General features: G+C 60.0%; 10 protein-coding genes and 3 tRNA genes. 1 reads left to right on the forward strand and 12 read right to left on the reverse strand.

Annotated elements, in window-relative coordinates:
- Positions 1–6: 6 nt before the first annotated feature.
- Together CQ012_RS11175 and CQ012_RS11180 are read right to left on the reverse strand one after the other, a co-directional pair.
- The gene (locus tag CQ012_RS11175; RefSeq protein WP_105658702.1) at positions 7–873 is read right to left on the reverse strand and encodes a DMT family transporter; all 867 of its coding nucleotides are present in this window, start codon (positions 871–873) and stop codon (positions 7–9) included.
- Positions 874–1,002: 129 nt separating this feature from the next.
- Complete coding sequence (locus CQ012_RS11180) at positions 1,003–1,974, reverse strand: bile acid:sodium symporter family protein (RefSeq protein ID WP_105658685.1); 972 nt, start codon at positions 1,972–1,974, stop codon at positions 1,003–1,005.
- Positions 1,975–2,083: 109 nt separating this feature from the next.
- On the opposite strand from CQ012_RS11180, the gene CQ012_RS11185 reads away from it, so the two are divergent.
- Positions 2,084–3,226, forward strand: coding sequence for a glycosyltransferase family 4 protein (locus CQ012_RS11185; RefSeq protein WP_286134352.1), 1,143 nt, complete (start codon positions 2,084–2,086; stop codon positions 3,224–3,226).
- 67 nt (positions 3,227–3,293) lie between these two features.
- Here the strand turns inward: CQ012_RS11185 and CQ012_RS11190 are convergent.
- From CQ012_RS11190 to dnaN, 10 genes are all read right to left on the reverse strand, one after another.
- Positions 3,294–3,366, reverse strand: a tRNA-Ala gene (locus tag CQ012_RS11190).
- Between the two features lie 95 nt (positions 3,367–3,461).
- Positions 3,462–3,534 (reverse strand) — tRNA-Ala (locus tag CQ012_RS11195).
- Between the two features lie 7 nt (positions 3,535–3,541).
- Positions 3,542–3,661: a DLW-39 family protein gene (locus CQ012_RS18005; RefSeq protein WP_219844366.1), complete on the reverse strand. Its 120-nt coding sequence runs from the start codon at positions 3,659–3,661 to the stop codon at positions 3,542–3,544.
- A 31-nt stretch (positions 3,662–3,692) separates the two neighbouring features.
- Positions 3,693–3,766 (reverse strand) — tRNA-Ile (locus CQ012_RS11200).
- Positions 3,767–3,888: 122 nt separating this feature from the next.
- Positions 3,889–4,497: a DUF3566 domain-containing protein gene (locus CQ012_RS11205; protein WP_105658687.1), complete on the reverse strand. Its 609-nt coding sequence runs from the start codon at positions 4,495–4,497 to the stop codon at positions 3,889–3,891.
- Positions 4,494–7,121, reverse strand: a complete 2,628-nt coding sequence (gyrA, locus tag CQ012_RS11210; RefSeq protein WP_105658688.1) for a DNA gyrase subunit A — start codon at positions 7,119–7,121, stop codon at positions 4,494–4,496. The genes CQ012_RS11205 and gyrA overlap by 4 nt, the downstream gene beginning before the upstream one ends.
- 58 nt (positions 7,122–7,179) lie before the next feature.
- On the reverse strand, positions 7,180–9,183 hold the full coding sequence (gene gyrB, locus CQ012_RS11215) for a DNA topoisomerase (ATP-hydrolyzing) subunit B (RefSeq protein WP_219844139.1): 2,004 nt from the start codon (positions 9,181–9,183) through the stop codon (positions 7,180–7,182).
- Positions 9,184–9,526: 343 nt separating this feature from the next.
- Complete coding sequence (locus CQ012_RS11220) at positions 9,527–10,084, reverse strand: DciA family protein (protein WP_105658690.1); 558 nt, start codon at positions 10,082–10,084, stop codon at positions 9,527–9,529.
- Entirely contained in the window at positions 10,077–11,240 is a 1,164-nt protein-coding gene (gene recF, locus CQ012_RS11225; RefSeq protein ID WP_105662200.1) for a DNA replication/repair protein RecF, read from the reverse strand. The genes CQ012_RS11220 and recF overlap by 8 nt, the downstream gene beginning before the upstream one ends.
- Before the next feature lie 58 nt (positions 11,241–11,298).
- The gene (dnaN, locus tag CQ012_RS11230) at positions 11,299–12,426 is read right to left on the reverse strand and encodes a DNA polymerase III subunit beta (protein WP_105658692.1); all 1,128 of its coding nucleotides are present in this window, start codon (positions 12,424–12,426) and stop codon (positions 11,299–11,301) included.
- Positions 12,427–12,805 lie beyond the last annotated feature (379 nt).

Below are 12,805 nucleotides of genomic sequence, written 5' to 3' on the forward strand. Positions count from 1 at the left end.
AGCCGTCTAGGCTGCTTTTGGTTGGGCTTGCCCTCGAATCACGAGGGCAAGCCCAACAAGTATCACGGCCAACCCGGCATAGGTAGCGATAGGAACTACCTGCCCCAAGAACATTGCCGCTAGGATTGCCGCGCCAGGAATCTCGAGCAGAATCAGCGTCGAGACCGTGAGCGGACCGAGCACGCTGAGCAAATGATTCATGGCGGTATGGCCAAAGATCTGCGCGCAAAGCGTCAGCAGAATGATCGCCATCCATCCTCGGGCGTCGAAACCCCAAATCGGCGTTCCAGTCAGGAAACACAGGATTAGCAGCACTGCGGCGGTAATGGCATAGCAGCTCGAGGCATACGTTGTAGTTCCCAAGGTCCTGCGAGCCACGGATCCGGCCAGCGTGTACACAGCGGCCAAGACGCCACCGGCTAGTGCCAAGAGGTCGCCAATGATGGCATCACGTCCCAGCCCCATGTCGAATCCCGTGATGATGATTGCACCAAGCAGCGCAATGCCCATGCCAAGGAAAACCTGCGTTCGATATTTGGTTCCGCGAAGAACCTGGTAAATCGCGATCCAGACACCTTGGATGCACACCAGTGCCGTTCCAGCAGCCACGCTGGTTAGTCGCATCGAATACATGAAGCACACGAAATGCAGTGCGAGAGCTACACCTGCTACCCCGGTGAAGAACCATTCTCGCCCGGTCATCTGCAGATAAGCTTTGGAGTTCTTTCGCAGTGCCGGTGCGCTGAGCGCGGCCGCCGCAGCTCCATTGCGCCAAAAGGCCATGGAGAGAACCGGGACACCAGGGAAGGCGGCAATAATGGGGCCAGATGCCGAAATCCCGAGAATTCCGACCAAGGCAAGCAAGATGGTCACCAACCAAGGTTACAGTTTCCCAGCGCATGGGCTTCATTCGAACTTGGAACGTGCCGGATCCGGCGAATACTTGGACAGATCAAGATATTCTTATGATGGAATACTTTTATCCGTGCCCGCACTCTCGAGCTATTTAGCGTCTTTTCTCCGCCAATAAGCTGCGATCAATGCGCCGGACAAGTTATGCCAAACAGAGAATACGGCACCTGGCAGAGCGGCTTCAGGCGAGAAGTATTGCTTCGCTAGCCCACCGGCGAGGCCTGAATTCTGCATGCCGACTTCGATGGCGATTGTTCGCCGGGAAGCTTCGGGAACGCGCAACAGGACACCCATGGCATACCCCAAAGCCAGGCCCAGGGCATTATGCAAAATGACCGCAACCAGGACCAGCAGGCCAGCAGTCAAAATCGTCTGTGCACTGCCCGCGACGATGACCGTCACCACGAAGGTGATGGCTAGTACCGACAGCCATGGCAGCACACCACCGATCTTCGCCACGAACTGGTTGAACAGCATGCGCAGGACGATGCCTAGGACCACAGGGATCAGTACGATCTTGATGACGCTGACGGCCATGGATCCAGCATCGACCGGCATGTACTGGCCAGCCAGCCACAAGGCCAGCGCCGGGGTCAGCAGCGGTGCGAGCAAGGTCGACACGGACGTCATGGCAACGGACAGGGCGACATTGCCTCGAGCCAGGTAGGAAACCACATTCGATGCCGTGCCTCCTGGTGCGCAGCCAACCAGGATCAGGCCGGCGGCCAAGGCAGGTTCAAGCTGCAGCAGCGTGGCGACCAGCCAGCCCATGGATGGCATCAGGATGAACTGCGCTGCGACACCGCCGAGCACCGGCAACGGGTTCTTGAACACCAGGGCGAAGTCTGGCAAGGTCAGCGTCAGCCCCATGCAGAACATGATCACCATCAGGAGGGGATTTATCCATCCGGAAAACCCCACGAACGCTTGGGGAACGAACATTCCGCACAGTCCGCCCAGCAAAATCAGCACAGGGAAGAGCAGTACCGCGATGCGGGAGTCTTTTTCGTTCTTGTTGGCATTCGCCGCCGCGGCGGAAGGGCTGGACTGTTCATAGGGCACCTAGGTATTTTGCCACTAAAGAGTTGCGGCCACAACGAGACAACTGAAGTTAATCCACTACCCTTGTCATATTCACTTGCGTGTAATTGACGAAAAGCATGCTGAAGATGTGAAGGTAGCAATCGTCGCTGAATCGTTCCTTCCCCATTTCAATGGGGTCACCAACTCAATCCTCAAGACGCTGGATCACCTCAGGCAGACTGGCCAGGAGGCCGTGGTCATTACCCCTGCAGGCTCGCTGGCAGGGGAGCTGTCGGGCCATGGCGTGCCAAAGCTCTATCAGGGCTTCAAGATCCTCACAGTTCCGTCGATGCCTTTGGCAAGCTATCCCGAGGTTCGGGTCGCTGCCACCAGTGTGGCGCGCCTGCGCAAGATGCTGGCTCGAGAGCGCGTCGACGTAGTTCATCTGGCTAGCCCGTTCATCCTTGGATGGCAGGCTCTGCGCGCTGCACAGGAACTCGAATTGCCCACCGTGGCGCTGTATCAGACCGAGGTTCCCAGCTACGCGGCACGCTACAAAATGCCGTGGCTGACGCAGAGGCTCTGGGAGCACGTCAGAGCGATCCACACGGGTGCGGACCTCACTCTGGTTCCAAGCACGTTTTCCTACCACCAGCTCGAATCTCTGGGCGTTCCGCGGCTTGCCATTTCAGGCAGGGGAGTAGATACAGCGCAGTTCACGCCAAGACGGCGAAGCGAGCAGTTCAGGCAGGCGGTTGCCCCGAATGACGAGGTAGTCATTGGCTACGTCGGCCGGCTGGCAGCAGAGAAGCAGGTCGCGGACCTGCAGGCCCTGGCGAGTCTTGAGAATACTCGGCTGGTGATCGTCGGTTCCGGCCCACTCGAGGACGAACTGCGCAGCCTTTTGCCCAACGCCCACTTCACCGGTTTCCTTTCCGGGGAACGCTTGGCCGAGGTCATGGCTTCGATGGACATCTTTGTGCATCCTGGCGCCTCAGAGACCTTTTGCCAGACTATTCAGGAAGCCATGGCCTGTGGTGTGCCTGTCGTGGCCGTAGGCCGTGGGGGACCGCTGGATCTGGTGGATTCCTCGCGCACGGGCTGGCTCTATCAGCCAGGAAACCTTAGTGAGCTGCGCAGTCGGGTCAGCGACTTGGCCTATGACGATGCGAAACGGCTGGCTTTTGCCAGCGCTGCGCTTAGCAGTGTCCAGGATCGGTCCTGGCACAGCATTGGCGAGCAGCTTATTGGACACTATGAGCATGTCCGGATGGCCCGGATCCGGCACTAGCGAAATAGAATTTTCTTCTGGATACGCAAAAGGCGGAAAGTTTTCACTTTCCGCCTTTTGGCAAATGTGGAGCCTAGGAGAATCGAACTCCTGACATTCTGCTTGCAAAGCAGACGCTCTACCAACTGAGCTAAGGCCCCGTATTCAATTTTGAAGTTTCCACTCCAAGATCAATCCAACCGGATCAATCAAAAAGAATTAGCGGAAAGTTTTCACTTTCCGCCACTTTCTTTTGTGGAGCCTAGGAGAATCGAACTCCTGACATTCTGCTTGCAAAGCAGACGCTCTACCAACTGAGCTAAGGCCCCAAAAGCTTTAGGAAACTTTATCGGCTACCTGATGCCAGGTTTCCTTCGTTTCCGACGAAGCCTTCGCTTTCTTGACCAAGACTACTGCAGCAGCCGCGATCGATGCGAGAACCAGGAACTTTTTCATTACTCCCTCTTTCTCTCCAGCAAGGTTTCCGTGGGCGTACCAAGACTTGAACTTGGGACCTCTTCGTTATCAGCGAAGCGCTCTAACCGCCTGAGCTATACGCCCTTGCTTTTGTTTTTGTTCCCTTCGGAACGAAATAAAACTTTACCGGTGTTCTCCCAAAGATACAAATCGAGCCCGGGTGTCATGCATCACAGCATGAATCCCGGGCTCGACTTGGGGTGTTCCTAGTCGTCGGTGAGGGTCACTCCGGCTCCGCCGACCAGTGAAGCAGCAATGTTGTACAGCACCGCGCCAAGCATGGAGACCACGGAAATTACCACTACGTTCACCACTGCGATGATCGTCGCGTAGGAAGCCACCTGGCCCAGCGACATGGTGTCGCGCAGGTCGAAGTTGCCGTCGGCGCCAATGGCCTCGCGCATCAGCTGGTTGAACGCATCAAAGGTTCCGGTCAGATCCAAGACAGCCCAGATGCCCACGGCGGCAACCACGGTGATCACACCGAAAGCTACCGAGAGCAGGAAGGCCAGCTTCAGAACCGAGAAGGGCTCCACCTTGGAAACCAGCAGGCGGGCCTTGCGGACCTTCGCCTTGGGCGCTGGACGAACCAGGCGATCCTGGCCATTGGCCGGACGCTGCTGGCTGGTTGGGCGCTGCGGCGCTCCTGTCGGGCGCTGGCCCGCTGGACGTGCCTGGCCTGCTGCTGGTCGTGCGCCGGCGCTAGCCGGACGGGCGCCAGTACCGGTCGGAGCTGGACGCTTTACCTGGGTAGGTCGCGGCGCTGCGCTCTTCGGGGCACCGCCGCTGGGGCGTGGCGTCGAGGGCGTGCTCATGCGTTACCTCCGTTAGTGTTGTCATCATTTTCCGCGCCGGATTCGTTTTCTGGCACAGCCGATGACTCATCGATCGTGTTTTCTGCGTCCAACGTTACGGCATCTTCCTCCAAGTTCTCTTCGAGCTCAGTCTCAGAGTTCTTGGCAACCGCAAGGATCCGGTCCTTCTTGTCCGGCTTGGCGAAGATGACGCCCATCGTGTCGCGGCCCTTGGAAGGAACCTGCGAAACGGCCGAGCGGACCACCTTGCCCGAGCCCATCACCACCAAGACCTCATCGGTCTCGTCGACGATCAGCGCGCCAACCAGCTCACCGCGTTCCTCGTTGAGCTTGGCCACCTTAATGCCCAAACCACCGCGGGATTGCACACGGTATTCCTCGACGGTGGTGCGCTTGGCGTAGCCCTCGTTGGTCACGGTGAAGACATAGGAGCCTTCGCGGACCACATCGGCTGCCAGCAGTTCATCGTCTTCGCGGAACTTCATACCGGTCACGCCCGAGGTTGCACGGCCCATGGGGCGCAGCGCGGTATCGGTGGCGGTGAAGCGGACCGACTGGCCCTTGCGTGAGACGAGCATCACGTCATCGGATTCGCTGACCAGCTGCGCGGAGACCAGTTCATCGTCCTCGCGCAGGTTGATCGCGATCACGCCGGCGGTGCGGTTGGTGTCGTAATCCTCCAGGCGGGTCTTCTTGACCAAGCCGTTGCGGGTAGCCAGCATCAGGTAGGCCGCATCCTGGTAGGTGCGCAGGTCCAGCACCTGGGCAATGTGCTCGTCCGGCTGGAAGGCCATCACGTTGGCTACGTGCTGGCCCTTGGCATCGCGGCCGGCCTCGGCCAGCTCGTAGCACTTGGTGCGGTAAACCCGGCCGTGGTTGGTGAAGAACAGCAGCCAGTTGTGGGTCGAGGTGACGAAGAAGTGCTCCACCACGTCGTCCCCGCGCAGGTTCGCGCCCTTGATGCCCTTGCCGCCACGTGCCTGCGAACGGTAGTTGTCGATGCGGGTGCGCTTGACGTAGCCGCCGCGGGTGATGGTGACGACCATTTCCTCTTCGGGAATCAGGTCTTCGACGCTCATGTCGCCGTCGTAGCCCATCAGCACCTTGGTACGGCGCTCGTCCCCGTGCTTGTCGACGATTTCCTGCAGTTCTTCGGAGACGATCTGGCGCTGGCGTGCCGGATCGGCGATGATCGCCTGGAATTCGGCGATCATGCGCTCGAGCTCGGCATGGCGATCCTGGATCTTCTGGCGCTCGAGGGCGGCCAGGCGGCGCAGCTGCATGTCGAGGATGGCGCGGGACTGCGCCTCGTCGATGTCCAGCAGCTCCATCAGCCCGTCGCGCGCCGCCTCGGTGGTAGCCGAGCGGCGAATCAGGGCGATGACCTCGTCCAGGGCATCCAGGGCCTTGAGCAGGCCGCGCAGGATGTGGGCTTCTTCCTCGGCCTTCTTCAGGCGGTATTCAGTACGGCGGACGATCACTTCGATCTGGTGGGTGACCCAGTGGCGGATGAATCCATCCAGCGGCAGGGTGCGCGGCACCCCGTCGACGATCGCGAGCATGTTGGCCGAGAAGTTGGACTGCAGCTCGGTGTGCTTGTACAGGTTGTTCAGCACTACCTTGGCCACGGCATCGCGCTTGAGCACGATGACCAGGCGCTGGCCGGTGCGGCCCGAGGTCTCGTCGCGCATGTCGGCGATGCCGGCGATCTTGCCGTCGCGGACCAGTTCGGCGATCTTCACCGCGAGGTTATCCGGGTTGGCCATGTACGGCAGTTCGGTGACCACCAGGCAGGTGCGTCCCTGGATTTCCTCCACGTTGACCACTGCGCGCATGGTGATCGAGCCGCGGCCGGTGCGGTAGGCATCGGCGATGCCCTTGGTGCCCAGGATCATGGCGCCGGATGGGAAGTCCGGGCCCTTCACGCGCAGCATCAGCTCGGCGAGCAGCTCCTCGCGCGAAACTTCCGGGTTCTTCAAGTACCACTGCACGCCCTCGGCGACTTCGCGCAGGTTGTGCGGCGGGATGTTGGTGGCCATGCCCACGGCGATGCCGGAGGAGCCGTTGACCAAAAGGTTGGGGAAACGCGCCGGAAGAACCGTTGGTTCCTGGTTCTTGCCGTCGTAGTTGTCCTGGAAATCAACGGTGTTCTCGTTGATGTCGCGGACCATTTCCATGGCCAGCGGGGCCATCTTGGTTTCGGTGTAACGCTGGGCGGCGGCGCCGTCGTTGCCCGGGGAGCCGAAGTTGCCCTGGCCCAGGGCCAGCGGGTAGCGCATGACCCAGTCCTGGATCAGGCGGACCAGCGCATCGTAGATCGCGGTGTCGCCGTGCGGGTGGTACTGGCCCATGACTTCGCCGACCACGCGGGCGCACTTGTTGTACGAGCGCTCAGGGCGGTAGCCGCCGTCGTACATTGCGTACAGCACGCGGCGGTGCACCGGCTTCAGGCCATCGCGCACATCCGGCAGCGCGCGGCCGACAATAACGGCCATGGCGTAGTCGAGGTACGAACGCTGCATTTCGGTCTGCAGGTCGATCTGGTCGATGCGACCGCCTTCTGGGACCGGCTCGATGATCTCGCCGTCCATTGGTGCGTTCTCAGGGGTTTGCTCGTCGCTCAATTTCTTCCCTTACAAGTCAAAAAAGTCTTCGGTGGATATCTGTGGTGGCGGCGGCCGGCTAGATATCCAGGAAGCGCACGTCCTTGGCGTTCTGCTGGATGAAGTTACGGCGGGACTCGACGTCCTCGCCCATCAGCACGGAGAACACCTCGTCCGCGGCGGCCGCGTCATCCATGGTGACCTGGCGCAGCGTACGGTGCTCCGGATCCATGGTGGTGTCCCACAGTTCCGAGTAGTCCATCTCGCCCAGGCCCTTGTAGCGCTGGATGCCGTTGTCCTTGGGCAGGCGCTTGTTGGCGGCCTGGCCGGCAAGCAGCTCCTGGTCGCGTTCCTTGTCGGTGAACACGTAGTCATGCGGCGCATTGGACCACTTGATGCGGTACAGCGGCGGGGCTGCCAGGTAGACGTAGCCGTGCTCGATCAGCGGGCGCATGAAGCGGAAGATCAAGGTCAGCAGCAGCGTGGTGATGTGCTGGCCGTCCACGTCGGCATCGGCCATCAGCACGATCTTGTGGTAGCGCAGCTTGGCCATGTCGAACTCTTCGCCGATGCCGGTGCCGAAGGCGGTGATCATCGCCTGCACTTCGGCATTGCCCAGCGCGCGGTCCAGGCGGGCACGTTCCACGTTCAGGATCTTGCCGCGCAGCGGCAGGATGGCCTGGGTGTGCGGGTCGCGTCCGCGCTTGGCGGAGCCGCCTGCGGAGTCGCCCTCCACGATGAACACTTCGCACTCGGCAGGGTTCTTCGAGGAGCAGTCCGAGAGCTTGCCCGGCATGCCGAAGGATTCCATCGGCGACTTGCGGCGGGCGTTGTCGCGGGCCTTGCGGGCGGCCATGCGGGCCTGCGAAGCCAGTTGGGCCTTGCGGATGATGTCGCGGGCCACGTTCGGGTTGCGCTCGAACCAGTCGCCCAGTTCCTCGTTGACCACGCCCTGGACGAAGCCTCGGGCCATCGAGTTGCCCAGCTTGGTCTTGGTCTGGCCCTCGAACTGGGGCTCGGAGAGCTTGACCGAAATCACGGCGGTCAACCCTTCGCGGGCGTCCTCGCCGGTGAGGTTGTCGTCCTTTTCGCGCAGGATCTTGTTATCGCGTGCGTAGCGGTTGAGCAGGCCGGTCAGGGCCGCGCGGAAGCCCTCTTCGTGGGTGCCGCCTTCATGGGTGTTGATGGTGTTCGCGTAGGTGTGCACGGATTCGGCGTAGGCGCTGGTCCACTGCATCGCGATTTCCAGGCTGATGCCGCGGGCAGCATCTTCGGATTCGAAGGCGATGACCTCGTCGTGGACCAGTTCGATCTTCTTGGCGGCGTTCAGGTGCTTGACGTAGTCCAGCAGGCCGTCCTTGTACAGGTAGTCCACCGTGCGCGGCTTGACTACCTGGTTCTCGATTTCCTCCTCGACCTCGGCCTCGGGCTCTTCGTTGTCCTGCACTCGCTCATCGGTGAGGGTGATGCGCAGGCCCTTGTTCAGGAAGGCCATCTGCTGGAAACGGGCGCGAAGCGTCTCGAAATCGAATTCGGTGGTCTCGAAGATTTCCGGATCCGGGTAGAAGGTCTGGCTGGTGCCGGTCAGCTCGGTTTCTTCGCCCTTGGTCAGCTCCTGGACGGTGTGGCCGCCGTTGCCGAAGCCGATGCGCCACGCATGGCCCTGGCGGCGCACGATGGTGTCGACCTTCTCGGACAGGGCGTTCACCACGGAGATGCCCACACCGTGCAGGCCGCCGGAGACCGCGTAGCCGCCGCCGCCGAACTTGCCGCCTGCGTGCAGGATGGTCATGACAACCTCTACGGTTGGCTTGCCCTCGGTTGGGTGGATGTCTACTGGGATGCCGCGGCCGTTATCTTCACAGCGCACGCCGCCATCGGCCTGCAGCGTGACGTTGATGGTGTCGCAGTAGCCAGCCAGCGCCTCATCGACGGAGTTGTCGACGACTTCGTAGACCAAGTGGTGCAGGCCTCGAGGGCCGGTGGAACCGATGTACATGCCCGGGCGTTTGCGTACCGCTTCGAGTCCTTCGAGGACGGTAATATCCTGGGCGCCGTAAGTGTGTTCGACTTTGGAAGTCATCGATTCCGCGGGGGCTTGGCTTTCAGCCGGTTCCTGCGGTGAAGCATTTTCGGTAGACACGGGTGCTACGAACTCCTCGGATTTGGCGCGCGATTGCCCGCTGCAATGGATTCAGCGCGTCAGGCAATCATGGTCTGGAGGGACACCGCCGCCGGGCAAGCCCGCAGCGGAGTCATTTCACTACCTCTAATTCTACCGCGTAGACCAAAATAAACGGTGACTTTGAGGCCTAAATCGCCCACCAAAAGCTGCTAATTGACGTTCTGAGGCAGTTGGGGCGATCAAGTGTGGGGGGATCCACCCTCCGGGTCCGTGAGTGCGCCATATGCCGTGCCAGCAATTTCTACCCGTATGTGTCGCGTGGACCCCGGCCGGCCACCGAACGCATGCCATGGCGCCAGGAGGGAGCATTAGGCCCGAGCACCTTGATCACGGTGACGATCCCGGGACCCAACTCGGCATCGAATTTCTTCAGAATATCGTGGCTGAGCAGGCGCATTTGCGCAGCTCTCGCTGTTGTATCGCAGCGCATCACCACCACCGTGTCTTCAAAGGATTCCGGCTTGCAGTGCTTCGCGTTCTCCACGCCAATGATGTCGGGCCAGCGGCCGAGTACCGATCCGACCGCGACCTGGGTGTTCCAGCCGCGGGACTTGGACAAGCGGGAGACTACTTCGCCGATGGCGCGCGGATCGCGGATCGCCCCCTCGGCGGATTCCGGCTTTTCAGCGGCGAATCCGCGGCGGGCGGCTTTTCGCTTGCGCACTTTGTCCATGCGCGCCGCATCTATGCGCTTCTCGCCACGTTCTTCGGCGAGCTTCCGCATGCGGTTGAGCAGTGCTTTGGCCGCATCGATCTCTGGATCGAAGCGGTGTTCATCCCGTTCTGATGGCTCATGCATCGACAACCTGGCCAGGGGAGACCTGGAAGAAATGTCCCTTCAGTGCTTCTGGAACATCTTCGACAACGGCGGCGGTCACCAGAACCTGCTCGGCTCCGGCAACGATATGCGCCAAACGATCACGACGGGTGGTGTCCAGTTCGGCAAAGACATCATCAAGGATCAGGATGGGTCCGGAACCTGGGCGCGGATCGTCATCGCCGAAAACACGGTAGGCGGCAAGGCGCAGGGCCAGGGCAAAGGACCAGGTTTCCCCGTGCGAGGCATAGCCCTTGGCAGGGGTCGGTCCCAGGATCAGGGTCAGATCGTCCCGGTGCGGTCCAAAGAGCGAAATTCCGCGGTCGACTTCCCGACTGCGATTAACTTCAATGGCGTTCAGCAGCAGTTCCTGGATTTCTTCTTGGTCCAAGGATTCAAGGTCCTCTGCCGGAAGGCTGTTTTCATCGAGTTCGCCCTCGAGCGAGGACCGGTAGACGGCGCGCGCTTCCTTCGCGCCATCGGCCAAATCCGCGTAGGCGGCCTGCATGTACGGGCGAATCAAGGCCAGGACGTCAAGGCGTCCGCGGATCAATCGAGCGCCCGTCAAGGCCAACTGCAGATCCCAGGCCTTGAGGGTGTTTTCCTGCGAGGTGCTCAGCTTGGACTTGCCGCGGATGGATTTGAGCAGGGCATTGCGTTGCTTCACGATGCGGTCGTAGTCGTTCTTGGTGCCGGCTTCTACCGGGCGCAGGGCTACCAGGAGCTCGTCCAAGAACTTGCGGCGGTTGGACGGGTCGCCCTTGATCAGCGCCATGTCCTCCGGGGCGAAGAGCACGGTGCGCACCATGCCCAGGATCTCCCGAGCGCGAACCGGGTTGGCCCGGTTGATGCGGGCACGATTGATCTTGCCACTGGTGATTTCGACCTCGATCACTGTGGTTTGCGGGCCGAGATGCACGGTGCCGCGGATCAGCGCGCGCTCAGAACCGAAATGCAGCAAAGGGGCGTCATTGCTCACGCGATGCGAAGAGAGATTGGCCAAATAGCCAACGGACTCAACGATATTGGTTTTGCCGACGCCGTTGGGGCCGATCAGAACGTTGATCCCAGGGGCCAGGTGCACGTCGGCCTGCGCATACGAGCGGAAGCCCGTGAGTGAAAGCTGCGAGATATACACCGAGGTCCTGACAGAAAGAAGGTGGTGGATGGCTAAAGCCATCCACCACGAAATTGGCTTAGTTCGAGTTGGGCAACCGAACCGGCATCACGAGGTAGCGATACTGGTCCTGGTCATCCTCATCCAGCTTCTTCTGGCCGGTCAGCATGGCCGGCTTGGGCGCACTGGTGAAGGAGAAGCGCACGAAATCGGTATTGAAGGAGTTCAGGCCTTCGGACAAGAAGGTCGGGTTGAAGGCAACGACGATGTCTTCGCCGCGAAGAGACGCAACAATAGCTTCTTCAGCCTGCGCGTCTTCGCCGGTGCCAGCATCCAAGGTCAGCTGGCCATCGGTAAAAGCCATGCGAACTGGGGTATTGCGTTCGGCAACCACCGATACACGACGAACAGCTTCCATCAGCTCGCTGGTGCGAACGGTGGCATGGATTGGGGTGTCGCTTGGGAACAGCGAGCGGATCTTCGGGTATTCGCCATTGATCAGCAGCGAAGTGGTCCGGCGGTTGGAGCTTTCGAAGCCAACCATTTCTCCGTTCTCGCTCATTGCAAGCTTCAGCTCGCCAGAGCTCGAGAGAGTCTTGGCAACTTCGTTGAGGGTCTTGGCTTTGATCAGGAAGGAGGTCGAGATTTCTGCCTGGTTCGGAGTCCAATTGAGTTCACGCAGAGCCAGACGGTAGCGGTCCGTGGCCAAGAATGTGATCAGGTCATTTTCAATTTCAACCTTGATGCCGGTGAGAACTGGCAAGGTGTCGTCCTTGGACGCCGCAACGATAACCTGCGATACAGCTTCGGAGAATGCTTGGCCATCGATAGTGCCGGCGATAGCTGGAAGTTCAGGCAGGGTTGGGTATTCATCAACTGGCATGGTGGCCAGGTGGAATCGTGAACGGCCACAGGTCAGCGAGATCTTCGAGCCTTCGGTCTCCAAGGTGACCGTCGAGTTAGGCAGCGATCGGGTGATCTCAGCCAAGAGCTTGCCGGAAACCAAGATCGAACCCTGCTCAGAAATGTCCGCGGGAATCTCAATATGCGAGGAAATCTCATAGTCGAATCCCTCGAGCCGAACCAGGCCTTCATGGGTGGTGATGAGAATGCCAGCCAAAACAGGTGATGGTGGTCGCTGTGCCAGGGACCGGGCAGTCCAGGATACGGCGTCTGCCAATACATCCTTTTCAACGCTGAACTTCACGAAAAATCCGCCTTTCGGAACCCATAAGTCTTAAGTCAGGCCAAGAAGGTTGTTCCCTCGCCAAGTTCTTAAGCATAGAGCAGGTAATTGCACGTTTTATCCATCTAATCTTGCCACGCCCTGATAGCGCAACGTCTGCTCAATGAACGAAGTGTGGACGATGCAACAAAAAATTGTTCTGCACAGGATTTGGCTCGAGGGTGTGGAGTGGACTCGTTATTTGGATGATTAAGAGTTTAAAGGAGAAGTGTTAATAACCCTTGTGGATACTGTGGATAAGGCCTGTAACCCCAGACCCGCCCACGATTGTGCATGTGAACAATCTGTGGTTGAACATGAGACTCAGTTCCATCATCCTGTTGATACTCAGTTCCATGAT

The organism is Arthrobacter sp. MYb214 (assembly GCF_002979865.1).
GTDB lineage: Bacteria > Actinomycetota > Actinomycetes > Actinomycetales > Micrococcaceae > Glutamicibacter.

What these genes read in the sequence shown, in the direction of transcription:
- CQ012_RS18005 (WP_219844366.1), bottom strand. Translation starts at nt 3,661, where the DNA reads ATGAAAAAGTTCCTGGTTCTCGCATCGATCGCGGCTGCTGCAGTAGTC.
- CQ012_RS11205 (WP_105658687.1), bottom strand. Translation starts at nt 4,497, where the DNA reads ATGAGCACGCCCTCGACGCCACGCCCCAGCGGCGGTGCCCCGAAGAGC.
- gyrB (WP_219844139.1), bottom strand. Translation starts at nt 9,183, where the DNA reads ATGACTTCCAAAGTCGAACACACTTACGGCGCCCAGGATATTACCGTC.
- CQ012_RS11220 (WP_105658690.1), bottom strand. Translation starts at nt 10,084, where the DNA reads ATGCATGAGCCATCAGAACGGGATGAACACCGCTTCGATCCAGAGATC.